Here is an 18,205-nt window from a genome sequence, read left to right as displayed (position 1 = left end):
GGTAGGGGACGGCCCGCGCAGCGGCAAGCCCGTCGGCGGCTCGGGCCGGGCTGGCAGCGGGCGTGGGGTGAAGCCTCGTCCCCCCGCGCCCGCGGGGCACGGCGACCGCGGCGCGCCCGGGGTCACATCGGACGGTTATCCACAGGCTCCGCAGGCGCCAAGCGCAGCGGATAGGCTGGGCGGATGACGCGAGCCGAGCAGCCACCGGTCGTGACCGCCCCCGAGAACCCCACCTACGACGAAGCCCTAGCCGCCGACTCCCGAGAGCGAGCCGTCCGCGCCCTCCTGCGCACGCCCAGGCTGCGCCGGCTGTGGAGCGCCCAGTTGGTGAGCGGCATCGGCGATGCCCTCGCCCTGCTGACGCTGGTGTTGCTGACGCTGCAGGCGGCCGTCTCCGAGGAGGCCTTCGGCGGCGGCTACAGAGGTGCCGCCTTCGCCGTCGCGGCCGTCTTCGGGGTCCGGATCCTGGCCACGCTGCTCTTCGGCGCCGTGCTCCTCGGCCCGCTGTCCACCCTGACCGCCCCCGGCGGCAGGCTCGACCGCCGCTGGACGATGGTCGGCGCCGACGGGGTGCGCATAGCACTGTTCGTCGTCGCCCCGCTCTGGCTGGACTGGATCCCGGCGCAGGCCGTGACCGCGCTGCTGGCCACCGTCTTCGCCTCCGGTGCCGCCGAGCGGCTGTGGACGCTGGCCAAGGAGAGCGCCGCTCCCGCGCTGCTGCCCGCGCCGCCGCCGGAGGGTGCGACCGTACGGCCGCTTCCCGACCACCTGGACACCTTGCGCCGCCTGACGCTGCGTACGGGATTCGCCGCGATGCCCGCCGCCGCGGCCGTGCTGCTGGCCGCGAGCCTGATCGGGCGCGCGCTCGGCCTGGGCGTGGAGTGGTTCGCCGAGAACGAGGCGGCGCTGGGTTCCTACGTCGCCGCCGGCCTGTTCGCCGCGTCCGTCTCGCTGCTGTTGCCGCTGGTGCTGCCGGAGGTGAAGACCCCGCGTCCGAGGTCACCGCTGGAGGGGCTGCGCGCACCCAAGGCGGGGGACCGGCCGGAGAAGGGCCGTACCGGAGCCATCGCGCTGCTCGTGACGGCCTGCGCCGCCGTTGCCGCGGCGGTGTCCTGCGCCGCCTCCGTTGCGGTGCTGCACGCCTTCGACCTCGGCGGGGGCCCCTCCGCGTACGCGCTGCTGGTCCTCGCCCTGGTCGGCGGGACCGGCCTGGGCATTCGGGCCGCGCAGGCGGGCAAGGTGCTGCCGGGGCTGTCGCGGCGCCGGCTGCTGGCGCTCGCCATAGCGGTGGCGGGGCTCGCGCTGCTGCTGGCGGGGCTGGTGCCGGACACCGCGACCGTGCTGTTCCTGTCGCTGTCGGCCGGTCTGGCCGCGGGGGTGGCGGCCAGTACCGGGCACACCCTGCTCGACCAGGAGACCGAGGAGTTCCGCCGGGCCCGGGTCACCGAGCACCTCCAGGCCGTCGTGCGGGTGGCCGTCGCCGTCGGGGCCGTCCTCGCCCCCGTCCTCGCCGCGGCCATCGGCCCGCACCGGGTGGGCGGCGGCCGGGTGGTGTTCGCCCATGGGGGCGCCTCGTTCACCCTGATGCTGGTGGGCGCGCTGCTGCTGCCGGTCGCGGCGCTGGTGCTGGCCAAGGCCGACGACCGCGGCGGTGTGCCGCTGCGCCGTGACCTTCGCGAGGCCCTGCGGGGCGGGGAGCCGCTACAGGCCCCGTCGGCGACCGGATTCTTCATCGCCCTGGAGGGCGGTGACGGCGCCGGCAAGTCCACGCAGGTGGAGGCGCTGGCCGACTGGATACGGGGCAAGGGCCACGAGGTCGTCGTGACGCGCGAGCCGGGAGCGACGCCGGTCGGCAAGCGACTGCGCTCCATCCTGCTGGACGTCTCCTCCGCCGGGCTGTCGAACCGCGCCGAGGCACTGCTGTACGCCGCCGACCGCGCGGAGCACGTGGACACGGTGGTCCGGCCCGCCCTGGAACGCGGCGCGGTGGTCATCACCGACCGCTACATCGACTCTTCGGTGGCCTACCAGGGCGCCGGGCGCGACCTGTCCCCGACCGAGATCGCCCGCATCTCCCGCTGGGCCACGGGCGGACTGGTGCCGAACCTGACCGTGCTGCTCGACGTGTCGCCGGAGACGGCCAGGGAGCGGTTCACGGAGGCGCCGGACCGGCTGGAGTCGGAGCCGACGGAGTTCCACCAGCGGGTGCGGGCCGGGTTCCTGACACTGGCCGCGGCCGACCCCGGGCGCTACCTGGTGGTCGACGCCGGCCAGGAACCGGGCTCGGTGACCACGGTCGTACGGCACCGGCTGGACCGGATGCTCCCGCTCTCCGAGGCGGAGATCGCCGCCCGGGCCGAGGCCCGCCGGCTCGCCGAGGAAGAGGCCAGGCGCAAGGCCGAGGAAGAGGCGGCGCGCAAGGTGGAGGAGGCCAGACTGCGGGCGGAGGAGGAAGCCCGCCTGGCCCGCGAGGCCGAGGCCGCCCGGATCAAGGCCGAAGCCGAGGCCGCCCGCAAGGCGGAGGAGGAGCGGCTGCGCGCCGAGGAGGAGGCCCGCGCCCGGGCCGAGGCCGCGCGACTGCGTGAGGAGGCCGAGGAGCGGGCCCGCGCCGCGGAGGCGGAGCGGTTGCGCAAGCAGGCCGAGGAAGAGGCCCGGCTGCGGGCCGAGGCGGAGGAGCGGCGGCTGGAGAAGCAGCGGCGGGCGGAGGAAGCCCTGCTGCGAGCCGAGGAGGCGCGCCGGCTCGCGGAGCAGTCGGCTGCCGCGGCGGCCGCCGCTGCTGCTGCCCGGACGGCTGCGGGGCCGGGGCCGGAGGTGGCCCCCGCGGCCCCCGCGGCTCCCATGAACCCCACGGCCCCTGTGAATCCCGCGCCTCCGGCCGCCCCTGCGCCTCCGGCGGCCCCCGCGGCTCCCGCTGTTTCCATGCGCAAGGAGCCCGAGCAGCCGCGGTCCCGGCGGCCGCACCCGGACGATGCCGTCACGGTGGAAACCCCGGTGGTCAAGCGGGTCGTACAGCCCGACGACGTGACGCAGACGGTGCCGGTCCCGAAGGTCGACCCGGCGGCGGAGACCTCCGTACTGCCGCCGGTCCGCCCCGGTGAACCGCGCCGGGACCGGCCCGCCGGGACCGGCCGTACCCCGTCGGCCTCGCGCCCCACCACCCGCCACTCGCAGGAGAGCCCGGCCGACCGGGTGCCTCCGGGCGTGTTCCGGGATGCCGGGAACGACGTGACGCGCGAGCTCCCGGCCCTGGACGAGGACGGCCGGCCGCGCCGGACCCGCTCGGAGTGGGCCGAGACGACCCCGCTGGACGACCTGCCCACCTTGGCCGACGAACTGCTGGGCTCGCGCCCGGACGACGAGGGCGACGACGACCGCCCTCGCCGCCGCCGCTGAGCGGAGGCCGGCTTCCGGCGCCGGGCCGTCGGTCGTTGTCAGTGGCAACCGCCACAATGTGGACAGGCGCTCGGTAGGCACACGAAAACGAACACGCGTGCACGGCACGGATGAGGAAGGGCGGTGGGCGGGATGCCCGTATGGGACGACCTGGTGGGCCAGGACCGCGTGCAGGCGCAGCTCGCCGCCGCCGCCCGTGACGCGGACGCCCTGGTCACGGCCGTCTCGGACGGAGTGCCGCCGCCGGCCGCGTCCAAGATGACCCACGCCTGGCTGTTCACGGGGCCGCCCGGATCAGGCCGGTCCACCGCCGCCCGCGCCTTCGCCGCGGCCCTCCAGTGCACCAGCCCCGACCGCGCCCTCGGGGGAGAGCCGGGCTGCGGCTTCTGCGAGGGCTGCCACACCACCCTCGTCGGCACGCACGCCGATGTGGAGATCGTCCGCACCGACCTGCTGTCGATCGGCGTGAAGGAGACCCGGGACCTGGTCCGCCGGGCCCAGCTCTCGCCCGCCGTCGGGCGCTGGCAGGTCATCGTCCTGGAGGATGCCGACCGGCTCACCGAAGGTGCGGGCAACGTGCTGCTCAAGGCCGTGGAAGAGCCTGCTCCGCGGACGGTGTGGCTGCTGTGCGCGCCCTCCCTGGAGGATGTGCTGCCCACCATCCGCTCGCGCTGCCGGCACCTGACGCTGCGTACGCCGCCCGTGGCCGCCGTCGCCGATGTGCTGGTGCGGCGCGACGGCATCGAGCCCGCCGTCGCGGCCGCCGCCGCCCGTGCGACCCAGGGGCACATCGGCCGGGCCCGCCGGCTGGCGACCGACGAGGCCGCCAGGACGCGCCGCGCCACCGTGCTGCGGCTCCCGCTGCGCGTGGACGACGTGGGCGGCTGCCTGAAAGCCGCCCAGGAGCTCGTCGACGCCGCCGCCGAGGACGCCAAGCAGGTCGCGGAGGAGGTCGACACCAAGGAGACCGAGGAGCTGCGGGCCGCGCTCGGCGCCGGAGCGGGCGCGGGCAGCCGGATGCCGCGCGGTACGGCGGGCGTGATGAAGGAGCTGGAGGACCGGCAGAAGCGCCGCCGTACGCGGACCCAGCGCGACAGCCTCGACCTGGCGCTGATCGACCTCACCGGCTTCTACCGGGACGTGCTGGCCCTCCAGCTCGGTTCGGGCCTGGCCATCGCCAACGAGGAGATACGGGCGGACCTGGACCGGATCGCCCGCGCCTCGGGCCCCGAGCGCACCCTGCGGCGCATCGAGGCGATCATCGCGTGCCGGGACGCCCTCGACCGGAACGTGGCCCCGCTCCTTGCCGTCGAGGCCATGACGATGGCGCTGCGGGCGGGCTGAGCACACCGCCCGTTGACGTGTTCACCCGTACGAGGGGTCCGGCGCCCGCTCTCCGGCGAGTCCGCTTCCCCCTGGGGGGCTGGGCGCTCGGACGGCGACGGGTGGGCGAGCGGCCGTCGCGGTGCCGTCGGGGGCGCCCGGCAGGTCGTAGGCTCGCCGCATGGACACCAGTCGCCTGCTGCGTACGACCGGAACCGTGATCGCAGCTGCCGGGCTGCTGCTCTCCGGGTGCACCTCCGGTGGGCTGGGGGAGCCCCGGGCCTCCGCGTCCCCGGCCGCGCCGGGCACCGTACCGGCGGCGCTGCGTCCGTACTACGGGCAGAAGCTGAGCTGGCGCGAGTGCGGTGTGCCCGGCTTCCAGTGCTCCACGATGAAGGTCCCCCTGGACTACGCGGACCCGGGAACCCCTGACTCGGCCCAGGCGATCGACGTGGCGGTGGCCCGCCGGGTGGCGACGGGTCCCGGCAAGCGGCTGGGCTCCCTGGTGGTCAACCCGGGCGGACCCGGCGGCTCGGGGATCGGGTACCTCCAGGCGTACGCGGGCATCGGCTACCCGGCGGCGGTCCGGGCCCAGTACGACATGGTGTCCTTCGACCCGCGCGGGGTGGACCGGAGCACTCCCGTCGAGTGCTTGAGCGGCCCGGCGATGGACAAGTACACCCAGGTGGACCAGACGCCGGACGACAAGGCCGAGCAGGCGCTGCTGGTGGCGGCGTTCAAGGAGTTCGCGGCGGGCTGCGAGGCGCACTCGCGGCGGATCCTGCCGCACGTCGGGACCGTCGACGCGGCGCGGGACATGGACATGCTGCGTGCGGTGCTGGGCGACGAGAAGCTGACGTACGTCGGGGCCTCGTACGGCACCTTCCTCGGCGCGACGTACGCGAACCTGTTCCCGGGCCGGGTGGGCCGGCTGGTCCTGGACGGTGCGATGGACCCCTCCCGGTCCGCGCTGGAGATGAACCGCGACCAGACGGAGGGCTTCGAGACGGCCTTCCGCTCCTTCGCGAAGGACTGTGCGAAGCAGCCCGGCTGCCCGCTCGGCAAGGGTTCGCCGGACGCGGTGGCGCAGCGGCTGGAGGAGTTCTTCCGCAAGGTCGACGCCCAGCCCCTGCCCACGGGCGAAGCGGCCCGGCCGCTTGGCGAGTCCCTGGCGACGACCGGGGTGATCGCGGCACTCTACGACGAGAGCGCGTGGCCGCAGCTGCGCGAGGCACTCACGGCGGCGCTGGGCGGCGACGGCTCGGGCCTGCTGGCCCTCGCGGACAGTTACTACGAGCGGGAGCCGGACGGCAAGTACGCGAACCTGATGTTCGCGAACGCCGCCGTGAACTGCCTGGACCAGCCCCCGGCCTTCGCCGGGCCGACGGCGGTCGAGGCCGCGCTGCCGTCCTTCGAGAAGGCCTCACCGGTCTTCGGGGCGGGGCTGGCCTGGGCCTCGCTGAACTGCGCCTACTGGCCGGTGAAGGCCACCGGCACGGCGGGCCGGCTGACGGCGAAGGGCGCCGCGCCGATCGTGGTCGTCGGCACCACCCGCGACCCGGCGACCCCGTACAAGTGGGCCCGGGGCCTCGCGGAGCAGCTCGACTCGGGCACCTTGCTGACCTACGACGGCGACGGCCACACGGCGTACGGGCGCGGCAGCGACTGCGTCGACACGGCGATCAACCGCTACCTCCTGGAGGGCACCCCGCCACCCCCGGCCAAGCGCTGCTGACCCCGGCCACCTCCGTGCGCACAACCCGGTTCGGGGCACCCCGTTCCACCCTGTAGACTTGGCGCCGCTGCTGATGAGAGCACCTCTCCGGGGGAATTCTTGTCGAACCAGCGGTGCCGCCTTAGCTCAGTTGGCCAGAGCAACGCACTCGTAATGCGTAGGTCTCGGGTTCGAATCCCGAAGGCGGCTCTGTAGAACCCCCAGGACTCACTCGCCGTGACCTGGGGGTTTTGCTTTTTACCGGATCTTGCGGCGGCGTCGTGCCCGGGCCGCTCGTGTGCTCTCGGTCTCAGTCCTGGTCTCAGAGGGCGGATTGGGGCCCGGCATGAACGCCTCGCCCATGCGGCGCATCGCCTCCCGCGAGAGTTCCGATCGGCCCTTGACGTAGCGCCGGGTCTGGCTGATCTGGGTGTGCCGGAGGATCTCCATGATCGTGGGCATGTCCACGCCCAACTCGTTGAGGATCGTGCCGGCCGTGTGGCGGCTCCCGTCATGCTGGCGGCGGTCGCTGATCCCGGCTTCCTCAAGCAGCTCCTTGAACTCCTCCCAGTCGGCCCGCGGGTCGAGCGGCCGGCCGTCGGGCCGGGTGAAGACGGCGCCACACTCCTCCCAGAGGTCTCCGGCGGCCTGCCGGTGCTCGTCCTGCTTCGCCTTGTGCTCCAGGAGGTACGGCAGGAAGGGCGGGGGGATCGGGACGGGGTTCTGGCTCTTCTTCGTCTTGGGCCGGGTGAAGGCAAGTCCCCCGCCCTTCCGCTCCGGGCAGGTGCTGGCGTGCCGACGGCAGATCTTGGGGCAGGGCTGTGGACAGCCGCGCTTGTAGCTCTTGTGGGCCGCGCAGTCGGCCGGGCACGGGTCGAACCGGTGCAGCCGGGCCCCGCAGGCGTGCGCGTCCTTGCAACCGTGCCTCCAGGTGAGGCGCTGGAGCTGCCACGCAGGGTGGAACAACCCCTGCTCCAGGTCGACATAGGGCCAGCGAAGGCCTAGAGCCTCGCCCTGCCGGAAGCCCATGCCGACCCCGATGGCCCACCGCATGAACGTCGGGCGTTTGGCGGCGGCCGCCAGAAACGCCTTCGACTCCTCACGCGAGAACGGGTTCGCCTCCGTCTCGTCCACGGAAGGCGGGTCCACGAGGGTGGCCACGTTCTCGCTGATGATCCGGCGGCGGTGGGCGATTTTCAGGGCGCGGGAGAGGATCCGGTGCACCTTGACCACGTGCGAAGGTGCGTGCCCCTCCTCCAACATGGCCGCGTACATCACCTCCAGGTGTTCCGGCGCGAGCTTGTCCAGGCGGTGCTTCCCGACGCCCGGGATGATGTCGTTGCGGGTCTTCGACCAGTAGTCGTCCAGGGACCGCGGCTTGAGTTTCAAGCTCGCGATCGTGGTCAGGTACGTGTCCATCCACTCCGCGACGGTCGGCTTTCGCCCGGCCTTCGTGGCGCGGCCCTCGTCGCGCAGCTTCTCCAGCTCGCGGACCTTCTTGGTGACCGCGGTCTCGGTCTTGGCCCGGCGGTGCCGGCGGTCGGGGCCGCCGTCGGGCTTCACGCCCATCGTGACGCGGCCGTGCCACCACCCGTCACTGCCCAGGTAGATGGACGACTCCATGTTCGGCCTACGGGGACTCATGCGCTCCTCCATACGGAAGGCGGCCCCGGGGACTTCCCGGGGCCGCCTGCGGTTGTGGCTTGAGATCAGACGGACTGGGGCTGGAGCTGGGCGGCGAACGCGTCGATGTCGGTCCGGCGGATACGGCGAGCGCGGCCGACCTTGACGAAGGGCAACTCGCCGCCGGCCATCAGCTCGTAGATGGTGGAGCGGCCGAGCGAGAGCAACTCGGCCGCCAACTCGACCGTGCAGAGGACGGGGGCGACGGAAATGGCTGCGGTGCTCATCGAAGTGCCTCCACGGCGATCGGATTTCGGGGCTCTGCCCCGTCTGCAGAAATCCGCTACTGCCGCTACCTCCGCTACCGCCCTGGTCAGGGGCTTGTTCGTGGTAGCGGATTGGGTAGCGGTAGCGGATAGATGCGCGACCGGCCCGGCCGTTGGGGGCCGGGCCGGTAGCGGGTGTGACTGGTGGGGTAGCGGATGTTTTCGGGCTATCCGCTACCTCCGCAGGGGGTGTGACCTGCGGGGTAGCGGAGGTAGCGGAGGTAGCGGATTCTCAGGGGGTGGGGGGAGGGCAGTACCTCGCCCAGGCGTCGACGAGGTCGGCCGCGTAGTAGCCCTTGAGGACCGTGGAGCCGGTCTTGATGTTGCGGGGCTCGATCGGCTTGTTGTCTCCGGTCATGTACTCGCCGAGCATCTTCGCCAGACCCCGGGAGGTCAGCGGCTTGCCGCCCATGTCCGCCCAGGGCGCCTCTTCCAGCGCGTAGAGGCGGTCCAGTACGGCGACGGTGGGCAGTCGCTCGATGCCTTCGAAGACGTGGTCTCGAAGGTCGGTGAGCAGGCGGATGCCGATGCTGCCCTTGTCGTCCTGCTTCGACGCGGCCACGATCTCGGCGCACGCGGAGCGGGCGCGGGCCGGCCAGTCGCCTCCGGCGGCGTCCGCGACGGCGATGAGGGGCTCCCACACGTCCGCAGGCCGGTCGGTGACCTCTTCCGGCATGTCCGGGAACACTCCATCGACCAGGTGCCGGACACTGTCGGCCCAGACGGCGAGCCGGTCTCGCAGGGCATGGCCTTCGGGGGCGTGCAGGCGCCGGCGGAACGGCTGGACGCGTTCGTTGCGGGCTCGGCGGCGCATCCGGATGATGACCGACCGGGTCAGGATCGTGTCCGGCAGCGAGCCGAGTCCGGCCATGGCCACCACGCAGAAGCTGGGGAACTCCTGGACGGTCTGGTTGGTGCCGTCTCCGACGCACCGCCACATGCCGGCGCCCCGGTGGTGCCCCGCGTTCAGAAACCCGCGCAGCGGTTCGTTGTCCCCCGCCTTCGGGCCGAAGATCGTGTCGACCTCGTCAAAGAGGATCGTGGGCCGGGTCTCCAGGGTGGAGACGGCCCGGAAGAGAACCGGCGCGGACGCGTTCGCGGCCACCAGCGGCTGTGGGACCAGCGTTTCCACGATCTCCAGCGCGCGGGACTTCCCGGAGCCGGGTTCCGGGGAGAGGAACGCGAGGCGAGGGGTGGAGTCGAAGCAGTCCAGCAGGTGCGCGTGCGCGTCCCACAACGTGACGGCAACGTAGGCGGCTTCGGTGGGGAAGACATTGAACCGCCGGTGGAAAGCCTCCACCTCGTCCAGCAGCACGGAGCCGTCGGTGGCGGCCTGGATGGGTGCGGGCATGGTCTGGGTGTCGAGGGTCATGCGGCCTTCCTCCGGTCGGCGGAGACGCGGCCCAGCGGGCACACGGTGCGGTGGTCGGTGTGGAGCTGGATGAGGGCGAGCACGTTGTTGTGTCCGACAGCGCTGCGGTCATGGCCGCACTCGCACTTCGAGTGAGCGGTCGGCACCGCACCGCGCGGGGCGCAGATGCGGAGGACGGCGACGATGTAGCGGCCGTCCGCCGGGTGCGGGTCAGGGAGAAGAGATGAAGGGACGCCTTCGGCGACGACCTTCGGCGCGCCACTGCCGTCTGCGGCTGGGGCCGGTTCGGCGGAGCCGGGGCCGGTGGGGGGTGCGGGGAGGCTCTTCAAGGAGGAACGGGGGCACTGGTTCATGCCGTCCGCCTCATCGCGTTGCGGGCGATGGACCAGTTCAGACCGGAGCGGATCGTGTTGCGGCACTCGGAAGACGGCAGGCCGGCCGACTCCCCCGCCCATTGAAGAGCCTCCTCCACCACATCGCGGGGGAGGTCGCCCGCGGCGATGAACCGGCCCAGAGCGCGGGCGGCCCGCAGCAGCGTTCCGTTGCGCTCCCCGGCTGGGGCCGATTCCACCGATGCCGTCTCGGCGTTCAGGGCGGCGGTCGCGTACTTGCCTGTCCGGAGTGTGGCGGGGCGTCCGGTCAGCTTGCGCAGGGCCTGCTTGGGTGCCAGCAGCCCGTAGAGCCAGGTGGGGAACGGCTCCGGGGCCGCCGGGTGGGTGACCTCGTACACCCCGGCAGGTGTGACGCTGCCGGGGGCGACGACGTACCCGCCCCACGCCCGGGTGTCGATCAGCCTGCCCAGACGGCCCGCCGTGTTGCCCAGCCGTACCCCGGCCGGAGCGGTGAAGTACAGGTGGGACCCGCCGGTGGGAGTCCCTACCGAGAGCGTTGTCGGGGCGGCCTGCCCGGCGCGCTCGCAGAGCGCCTTGAAGGTGTCCGCGCCGTAAGGCGCGTCCGAACTGCCTTTGCTCTTCGGCACGTCCAGGTCCACGACCACGAGGTTGGACGGGCCCGTCGCGATGCCGACGTTGAAGGGGAGCCGGTCCCACGCGCGGCGGATCCGGTCCGGGTCGCTGGTGGCCCGGTCCTCCCATTTGCGGTGCCCGCCGGCGCAGTCACCCAGGGCGGGGCAGTGCTCTTCACCGTGGAGGGCGGGGCGCTTCTGTCCGGGGCGGAGCGGGAACACGCTCCAGCCGAGGGCAGCGGCATCGAGCGCGGCTGTCAGCAGCGCGGATGCGGGTTGATGGGTCATGCTGGATTCCTCCAGTGGTAGCTGGAAGAGGGCGGCCCCGGTCATTGGCGTGAGGGGGCCGCTCTCGGCGTTTCTAGAACGGGGGCTCGTCGCTGTAGGCGCCGGCCTGAGGCTGGGGACTGGTGCCGCGCCAGCTCAGGCGGCGCGGGAGCGGGAGAAGGACCCATCGGCGGGTCTCCTCCCAGCACGGGCAGGGGTCCCACTCGGTGCCCGCGTACTCGCCGGTGGAGTAGTCGCCGTAGTCGCGGTTGTGACCGCCAATCCCCTGACAGTCAGGGCAGTCGGGCCGGGGCGTGTCGGTCAGGACCAGGGCCAGCCGCGGCCAGTTGCTGCGATGGATGCGGAGTCGCATGGTTCTCCTCCTTGTGCCGGTCAGTGCCGGGTGTGGTCGGTGGCGAGGTCGGTCAGGCGTTTGGCCTCGTCGGGGGTGACGGCGCGGTAGCGGACGCTGACGCGGCAGCCCGGGTGGGGGCAGCGGATGGTGTGCTTGCCGGTGAGCAGGGCGACCGCGTCGGAGATCAGTTCCGACAGCGGGGCCGGGTCCTGGTTCATGGGGTGGCCTTTCAGCGCTGGTTGAGGGTGCCGGTGGCGCGGCCGAACAGTCCGGAGGCGGTGATGTTCTGGGTGACGTGCTGGACCGGCGCGGTTCCCCGTCCGGCTCCGCGGGTGGTGCGGAGGAGGAGCGGGGCGAGGGTGCCGGCGGCGATGAGGGCGATGGCGGCCCAGAGGGCGTCGGTGATGGCGGTCAGTCCCGGGGCGGCGTAGGAGATCCCGAACCCGGCGGCGGCGATGCCGCCGCCGACGGTCGGGGCGAGGAGCGCGGTCGTCTTGGCCCACGCGGGGATTGGCTGGGCGGCCGGCGCGGCCGGGGGCGGGGTGGGGTGGTTGTAGGCGAGGGTGCGGTAGCCGTTGGGGAGGGTGACCATCTCGACCCCCGGCGGGAGTTCCGCAAGCGGCATCGCGGGCTGCTGGATCGTGGTGGGGTGGTAGATGGGGTCGCCGTAGCGGGCGGGCGGGGTGGTGCTCGCGGTCGTGGGCTCATAGGGCATTGCAGGCTCCTGGACGCGGTGCGGGCGGCCCCGTTGGTGGTGGGGCCGCCCGCGTGGGTGGTCGCTCTGCGTGTGTGCGGCTACTGCCTACTGCCTACTGCCAACCCGGTACTGCCTACTGCCAAAACGGCTGGTGAAGGTGCCTGGTGGGCAGTAGGAGGCCCGTATCGGGGGTTACTGCCAATTTGGCGGTAGGCAGTAGGCGGTAGCGGTGTGTGGCCGTTCAGGCGTGATCGGGGTGGACGTAGACGGAGTGCGGGCCCCGGTCGCGGTAGTGGAGTTCGCCGCGTTCGGCGGCGGCCTTGAGGGTCTTGCGGACGGCTTCGCGGCTGCGGCCGACGAGGTCGGCGACGGCGGCGGGCTTCATGCCCTCGGCGCCGGCCGCGCGGATCGCGGTGATCGCGTCCGGGAGCCAGGAGGGCCCGGCTTCCTTGTCGTCGCGGAGCGCGGACAGGTTCAGCCCCGACGGCTCGGCCTTCGGCTCCTCCGGAGTGTCGGGGGTCTGGGGCTGGGGACTGGTGGTGAATTCGATGCCGATGAGCCGCTCGAACTCGGCGTCGACCGCATCCGGTGCCGGGGCGGCCGGGGTGGGGTCGCTGCGGAGCGCGGAGAGGTTCAGGCCCGACCCGCCCGCCGACGTCTGGGACTCGACGGGCGGGGTGGTGTGGTGCTCGGTGATCCAGGCGGTGCGATTCTGGTCCCAGCGGCGGGCGTAGTCGGGGCCTGCGGCTTTCGCGGAGACTGGGTCGAGGCGGGGGTGTCGGTCGGAGGTGGCGATGACAATGTCGCGGATCTGGGCGGGCTTGATCCGCCAGGACTTGAACAACCCGATCCCGGATTCGGGGGTGCCGAGGAAACCGGCGCCCTTGTAGGGGGCTTGGTCGACCTTGAGTCCCCGGGAGCCGGGGAACAGCTTGGACAGGTCCATGCCCTCGGTCTCTCCGCCGGTCAGGGCGGCGCGGACCTTGGCTTCACGGCGGATCATCAGGTCGCCGAGGACGGCGCCAGTCGCGCCGAGGGCGGTCAGGACGGTGCGCAGGGCCATGGCGCGGGCGATGCGGATGACTTCCAGGATCTTCCGGGCGAGGACCCGGTGCTGCTTGTCAGTGGAGGCGAGGATTTCGGCGCCTTCATCGATGACGATTTCGATCTGCGGAATCTCGTGACTGACTGGAAGGAGGTCGGTGTTCGCCTTGGACATGAGGTCCTGGTAGGCCATCTTGCGGTGCTTGGCCACCCGGATCGCGGTGTCCAGCATGAGGAGGGCTTCCTCGTGGGTGGAGGCGAGCCAGTCGATGCCCGGCCGTACCGCTTGTCCGCCAGTGTTCTCGGTGCGGACCCAGGGCAGGCCGGCCGATCCGGCGTTGAGGTCGATGACCCAGGTGACGACATCGGTGCAGCGGGCGAACCCGGCAAGGATCGTGTGGACCATGTTGGTCTTGCCCGATCCGGTGGGGCCGACGACGAGGGCGCACTGCTCGCGCAGGAACACCGGAACCTCGTCGGCGTTCGTGCGCACGCCCCAGGGGATGCCGGTCAGGACCGACAGCGGCCCGTAATTCGACGGGTAGGGCATCTCCTGTTCCAGGACGTTGACGGTGGTCACGTCGATGAGGACGCGGCCTTGGTGGATGCCGCGGGAGGCGGTGGCGGTGCAGCCGTGCGGCAGCCGGGCGTCGGCGGACAGACGCGCGGACTCGGTGGCGATCTTGGCGTAGGTGATGCCGCCGGGCGGGAGTTCGGCGTCGATGGTGAACCCGGCGCCGGTCGGCCACATCTCGACCGCCAGAACGCGAACGGTGATGTGGCAGACCCGCTCGATGCGGTCGACCCATTCGGCGGCGATCTCCCGCCGCTCCGCCGAGAGTTCCCGGGCCACCTGCCGTTCGGCCGCCGCGAGCGCTTCCAGCTCGCGGGCCTCCTCGTAGAAGCCGACGGAGCGGGCGGCGGCGCCCATGCCGACCCCGATCACCGCGAGAGAACCTAGGGCGGTCCAGGTCAGCGGGTTGGTGGCGAGCGCCCAGGTGGTCCAGCCGGACCCGAGGAGCCAGGAAGCGGCCCGGGCGCCGATGGTGCGGCCGGCCAGCTTCTGGCGGAGACCGGTGGCGGTGTGGCCGATCGTGCCGACCGTACCGACCGCGAGCGCCCAGGTGGGCGGCATGTGGGCGAGGGTGCCGACGGTGGCGACGGCGAACGCGCCGGTCGTCGCGGACAGGGCCCCGGTCACCGGTCCGTGTCCCGCGGCCCAGTCCAAGGCCAAACCCTCGTGCTTGATGGCGGAAGTGGTGGTCATCAGACGTTCCAGCCCTTCTCGGCGTCGGGCCCGTTGCGGGGATCCTCGTGGCGGGCGATGTCGGCCTCGTGGGCCTGCCGGAACACCGCGCCCAGGTCTTCGGCGACGGCAGTGGCAGAGTTCAGGGCGCCGTAGATGTCGTTGAAGCCGCCCGCGACTTCCTTCTCCAGCGGGAACTCCGAGTCGGAGCGCTCCGCGAGGATCTGCATGATGTTCGCGATCGAGCCGAGAGCCTGGGGCAGGCCCTCGATCATCGCGAGGATCTCCATGGCGCTTTCCGGCTCGTAGGACTGGGCGGCCTGTTCCATCTCGGCGGCCAGTTCCTCGAACCTGAACCCGGACGTGGTGCTGTCCATCTCGTGTGCTCCTTCGCTGACGGGAGGTGCGGGTACCTGTCCTTCGGGCCGCTCGACCCGGTCGGTGATCTGCTGCTCGTCGTCCTGCTCCAGCTCGGCCGCCGCTTCCTGTTCGGCGGCCTTCTCGTCCTGGTCGAGCCGGGCGCGGATCTCCCCGTCCCGGGTCTCGCGCTCGGCTTCGGCGCGGCCGGCGAGAAGGCGGTAGAGGCGGCGGCCGGGGTGCATCAGCCATGCCCAGCCGAGCTTTCGCCCCAGTGGCGTGGTGACCATGCCGACCACACCGGCCAGCAGCCCGCACAGCGCGGCCATGGCCCGACGCCCGTGGAAGCGGGCGGCGGAACGGAGCAGGGCTTTGCGGGCCGCCTTCTGGGCGGGGGCCTTGAGCTGGGCGACCCTCGCCCGGAGTGCTGCCGACCGGACACCCTCACGGCCCGAGGCCACGGCCCGGCCGGAGCTACGATCCCGCGCTGCCCGGACGGCGCCGACGGCCCTGTCCCGAACGGCGCCGGCTTTTCCCATGCCCTTCGCCAGGGTCCGCGCCGCCACCCCCCGCGGCTTGCCGCCGGTGGTGTTGGCGCGCTCGGCGGCCTTGGCGGCCCGCCGCGAGTCGGCGACCTGCCGACGGGCCTGCACCGTCGCCGCGCGGGAAGCCGCCCGAGTCGGAGACTGCGTACGGGCCTGGGACCGCAGTGCCTGCACCTGACCGGCCCGCCCACCAGCCAGACCCGCTGCCGAACGGGCGGCCCGCTGACGAGCCGAGGACGCCCCGGACTTGCCCGCAGATGAAGCGGACCGGCCAGAGGGGGCGCCCGCACGATGCCCGACCTGCCGCCCGGCAGCGGCCTTTCGGGTGCCGGCGCCCCCACCACCGGCACGTGGTGCGGTGCGGGGCTGGGACGGCACACGGCCCAAGAGGTCACGGCCACCCTTTCCGCCCGGCGTCCGGCCGGCGACCTGGGACGGCTTCGCAGCGGTCTTCTTCGCGACGGTCTTGGAGCGGCGCCGCATGGCGGCGGTGCCCAGGACTGCGGCGCCGGTCATCGCGACCGCCGCCGCGATCGGCCCACCGACCAGGGCAGAGGCGGCGAGCAGGCCCGCCGTGGTGTTCGCCCCGGACAGGGACAACGGCACCACGGGGAAGCCGCCCGGGGTGTGCTCGACGTCCTTGGCCGGCGCGGGCTTGTCGGCCTCCGGCGGGGTCGGGGTGGGGGTGGATTCTTCGGGGGGAGCCTGCGGTTCGGTGACTGTCTCGGTCATGCTGAACGTGCTCCTTCACGGGAGAAGAGGGCCCGGCCGTCGCTGTAGGAGGCTTGCGGTCGGGCCCTTGCTGAGTGGTTCAGGCGACGCGCTGTTCATCGGGGTAGGCGCAGGGGACGCACATGCCGAGCGAGGCCGGGATGACGTATCCGGCATCGGTGCGGCACTGGGGGCAGGTGCGGCGTGCCGCGTTCGCCTTGGCGAGGGCCGCGGCTTTCCGCGCGGTCATCGGCCGGACCGGCTTGGCGCGCTCCACGAGGTAGAGGTAGGCGACCAGCGGGCCCCGCCGGTAGCGGGGCCGTTCCACCTGCGCGGCGACGTCCTGTCCGCCGGGCCGGAGCCCTTGGGCGCGGAGTTGTCGGCGGGTGGCCAAGCCGACCGGGGCGAGGCGCCAGGAGTAGACGGGCAGCGTGCTCATCAGCCGAGGCGGTGGTAGGCGGCCCGGCAGGCGGCGGCGTGCTCGTTCGCCGTGCGGCGGGTGAAGAGCAGGTTGTCGAGCATCTCGGAGCGGTCGCCGCAGCCGTGGCAACGCCAGCCCGAGCCGTGGTAAGCCAGGGTGCCGATCACGTCGACGGCCGCGCCGACCTGGTTGTGCATCTGGATCAGCAGGTTGTCCGGCTCGGCGGGCGTGGTCTGGGGGGAGAGCTTCACGAGGTGGCTCCTTCCAGGGCGGGGGCGGTCTTCGCGTCGCGCAGTTCCTGGTAGCGGGCGGAGACCCAGCCCACGGACCAGCCGGTCAGTTCCGCGGCGACCCGAACGGGGAGTCCGGCGTGGAACGCGGCGCCGACGGTGGCGAGGGCCGGTTCCTCGTCGAGCTTCTTTTCCGGCGGTCCGGCGGACAGCAGTGCGGCGCGTTCACGCTCGATGCGTTCCTGTTCACGGAGCCGTTCACGGCGTTCACGCTCGGCCCGCTGCTGGGCCTCCAGTTCGCGCTGCTGCGCGGCCTGGCATTCAAGGCGTTCACGCTCGGCCCGGGCCTGTTCACGCTCGTGTTCACGGCGTTCACGGGCCTCGCGCTCCGCACGCTCGGCCGCCTCCGCTCGCTCCTGTGCTTCGCGGCGGATGCGGTCCTGTCGTTCGGCTTCCTCACGGATCAGGCGGGCCTCGTGTTCACGCTGTTCACGGGCGATGGCCGCCTCGTGCTCGCGGCGTTCACGGGCCCGCATTTCGCGGGCGTCCTCCCGGTCCTGGACCGCCTTCGCCCGGGCTTCCGCCTTGGCGTGCTGCTCGGCTTCCAGAGACCGGACGGCGGCGGTCAGGGCCCGCCGGTAGGCGAGGCCAGCCTCCGCCGTGACGATCAGCAGGAGCGGCGCGACGGAATGGATAGCGACCCCGACCAGGTCCCCGACCAGGGCGGACGCCCCGATGTTGAGGGCGAGGGTCATGGCACCGGTCATCCAACGCAGGGCCACCGGCCACGTACCGCCGTGCCCGCCGAGACGGGCCAGGACGGAGTCGAGGCGGACCACGATGACCACGGCCGCATCCACCACGAGCGGCAGGATCGGTGCCGTCCACCGCCATGCGCCGGGGGTGTGTGCGGCCATCAGCGGGGTGACGGTGAGGACGGAGTAGAGCATGGCCCCGCCCACGATCAGCCACGTGCCCACGGCCAGCGCGCGTTCCGCTGAACGCAGGTGAACGCTGTTCATGGCGCCCCCTGCGTCAGAGGCTGGACCTTGACCGTGCCCAGGAGGAGGACCCGTACAGGGTGGGGGTGGTAGTCCGGACCGGTGCCCTCCATCCACTCCCACTCGGCGTCCTCAGCGAGCGTGAACCCCAGTTCCATCAGGGCCGCAAGGCGCTGGTGAACGCTCGGGATCTCGGTGGACGTCGGCCACGTGAAGGTGGGCCACTCGCTGACCAGACCGGTCATGGCCACGAACACCTGCCAGCACGGGCCGGGCGTCCGCTCCGGTGTGGTGGTGCCGCAGCAGCGCAGCGACAACTGCGCTCCGAAGATCTGCTTGCTCATGCCGCGTCCCCCGACACCGTCGCGCCGGCGGTGCGGTTGGCCATGTCCCGCCGGGCCGCCAGGACCCGGTTCCGGGTCCGCCGGATGCGGCGGGCGTCGAGCTCGGACGCGGGGCGGTCCAGCAGCGCGATCAGAGCGTCCAGCAACTCGACCTCGGCCAGGACCACGGGCATCTCGGTCTCGATCGCGTCCAGCTCCGCGTCCGACGGCTCCAGACCGTCGGACCACGGGGTAACAACGTCGTGAAGTGCAGCGATGGGCTTCATGGGTCT

18 protein-coding genes and 1 tRNA gene are annotated in these 18,205 nt (G+C 72.7%); 4 read left to right on the top strand and 15 right to left on the bottom strand.

All coding sequences use genetic code 11. The features are described from left to right. Positions 1–183 precede the first annotated feature (183 nt). From tmk to OHA81_RS14925, 4 genes are all read left to right on the top strand, one after another. A complete protein-coding gene (gene tmk / locus OHA81_RS14940) occupies positions 184–3,393 on the top strand; it encodes a dTMP kinase (RefSeq protein ID WP_329196274.1) in 3,210 nt (1,069 codons plus the stop codon). Positions 3,394–3,525: 132 nt separating this feature from the next. Beyond that, positions 3,526–4,737, top strand: a complete 1,212-nt coding sequence (locus OHA81_RS14935; protein ID WP_329196272.1) for a DNA polymerase III subunit delta' — start codon at positions 3,526–3,528, stop codon at positions 4,735–4,737. Between the two features lie 160 nt (positions 4,738–4,897). Then, positions 4,898–6,451 carry an alpha/beta hydrolase gene (locus OHA81_RS14930; protein WP_329196270.1) on the top strand — a complete coding sequence of 518 codons (1,554 nt, stop codon included), beginning with the start codon at positions 4,898–4,900 and terminating at the stop codon, positions 6,449–6,451. 115 nt (positions 6,452–6,566) lie between these two features. Then, positions 6,567–6,640 (top strand) — tRNA-Thr (locus OHA81_RS14925). A gap of 48 nt (positions 6,641–6,688) precedes the next feature. Here the strand turns inward: OHA81_RS14925 and OHA81_RS14920 are convergent. From OHA81_RS14920 to OHA81_RS14850, 15 genes are all read right to left on the bottom strand, one after another. Next, a complete protein-coding gene (locus tag OHA81_RS14920) occupies positions 6,689–8,074 on the bottom strand; it encodes a tyrosine-type recombinase/integrase (RefSeq protein ID WP_329196268.1) in 1,386 nt (461 codons plus the stop codon). 65 nt (positions 8,075–8,139) lie between these two features. Continuing rightward, positions 8,140–8,340 (bottom strand): helix-turn-helix domain-containing protein, encoded by a 201-nt coding sequence (locus tag OHA81_RS14915; protein ID WP_329196266.1) that lies wholly within the window; start codon positions 8,338–8,340, stop codon positions 8,140–8,142. A 271-nt stretch (positions 8,341–8,611) separates the two neighbouring features. Next, positions 8,612–9,193 (bottom strand): DUF3631 domain-containing protein, encoded by a 582-nt coding sequence (locus tag OHA81_RS34610; protein ID WP_443056765.1) that lies wholly within the window; start codon positions 9,191–9,193, stop codon positions 8,612–8,614. Positions 9,194–9,747: 554 nt separating this feature from the next. After that, a complete protein-coding gene (locus tag OHA81_RS14905; protein WP_329196264.1) occupies positions 9,748–10,104 on the bottom strand; it encodes a hypothetical protein in 357 nt (118 codons plus the stop codon). Then, on the bottom strand, positions 10,101–11,003 hold the full coding sequence (locus tag OHA81_RS14900) for a bifunctional DNA primase/polymerase (RefSeq protein ID WP_329196262.1): 903 nt from the start codon (positions 11,001–11,003) through the stop codon (positions 10,101–10,103). The genes OHA81_RS14905 and OHA81_RS14900 overlap by 4 nt, the downstream gene beginning before the upstream one ends. Positions 11,004–11,076: 73 nt before the next feature. Then, a complete protein-coding gene (locus OHA81_RS14895) occupies positions 11,077–11,355 on the bottom strand; it encodes a hypothetical protein (RefSeq protein WP_329196259.1) in 279 nt (92 codons plus the stop codon). Positions 11,356–11,375: 20 nt separating this feature from the next. Further along, a complete protein-coding gene (locus tag OHA81_RS14890) occupies positions 11,376–11,555 on the bottom strand; it encodes a hypothetical protein (RefSeq protein ID WP_329196257.1) in 180 nt (59 codons plus the stop codon). An 11-nt stretch (positions 11,556–11,566) separates the two neighbouring features. After that, positions 11,567–12,052, bottom strand: a complete 486-nt coding sequence (locus tag OHA81_RS14885) for a hypothetical protein (protein ID WP_329196256.1) — start codon at positions 12,050–12,052, stop codon at positions 11,567–11,569. A 223-nt stretch (positions 12,053–12,275) separates the two neighbouring features. Beyond that, on the bottom strand, positions 12,276–14,345 hold the full coding sequence (locus tag OHA81_RS14880; RefSeq protein ID WP_329196255.1) for a hypothetical protein: 2,070 nt from the start codon (positions 14,343–14,345) through the stop codon (positions 12,276–12,278). Continuing rightward, positions 14,345–15,958: a hypothetical protein gene (locus tag OHA81_RS14875; protein WP_329196253.1), complete on the bottom strand. Its 1,614-nt coding sequence runs from the start codon at positions 15,956–15,958 to the stop codon at positions 14,345–14,347. The genes OHA81_RS14880 and OHA81_RS14875 overlap by 1 nt, the downstream gene beginning before the upstream one ends. A 79-nt stretch (positions 15,959–16,037) precedes the next feature. Next, positions 16,038–16,376: an RRQRL motif-containing zinc-binding protein gene (locus OHA81_RS14870; protein ID WP_329196251.1), complete on the bottom strand. Its 339-nt coding sequence runs from the start codon at positions 16,374–16,376 to the stop codon at positions 16,038–16,040. Beyond that, positions 16,376–16,609, bottom strand: coding sequence for a hypothetical protein (locus OHA81_RS14865; protein WP_329196249.1), 234 nt, complete (start codon positions 16,607–16,609; stop codon positions 16,376–16,378). Before OHA81_RS14865 ends, OHA81_RS14870 begins: the two co-directional genes overlap by 1 nt. Beyond that, positions 16,606–17,610, bottom strand: coding sequence for a DUF2637 domain-containing protein (locus tag OHA81_RS14860; RefSeq protein WP_329196247.1), 1,005 nt, complete (start codon positions 17,608–17,610; stop codon positions 16,606–16,608). Before OHA81_RS14860 ends, OHA81_RS14865 begins: the two co-directional genes overlap by 4 nt. After that, entirely contained in the window at positions 17,607–17,933 is a 327-nt protein-coding gene (locus tag OHA81_RS14855; RefSeq protein ID WP_329196245.1) for a DUF6303 family protein, read from the bottom strand. The genes OHA81_RS14860 and OHA81_RS14855 overlap by 4 nt, the downstream gene beginning before the upstream one ends. Next, positions 17,930–18,199, bottom strand: coding sequence for a DUF6284 family protein (locus tag OHA81_RS14850; protein WP_329196244.1), 270 nt, complete (start codon positions 18,197–18,199; stop codon positions 17,930–17,932). Before OHA81_RS14850 ends, OHA81_RS14855 begins: the two co-directional genes overlap by 4 nt. Positions 18,200–18,205 lie beyond the last annotated feature (6 nt).

Source organism: Streptomyces sp. NBC_00667 (assembly GCF_036226825.1).
Classification (GTDB): domain Bacteria; phylum Actinomycetota; class Actinomycetes; order Streptomycetales; family Streptomycetaceae; genus Streptomyces.
This window is presented reverse-complemented; position numbering and strand designations above follow the sequence as displayed.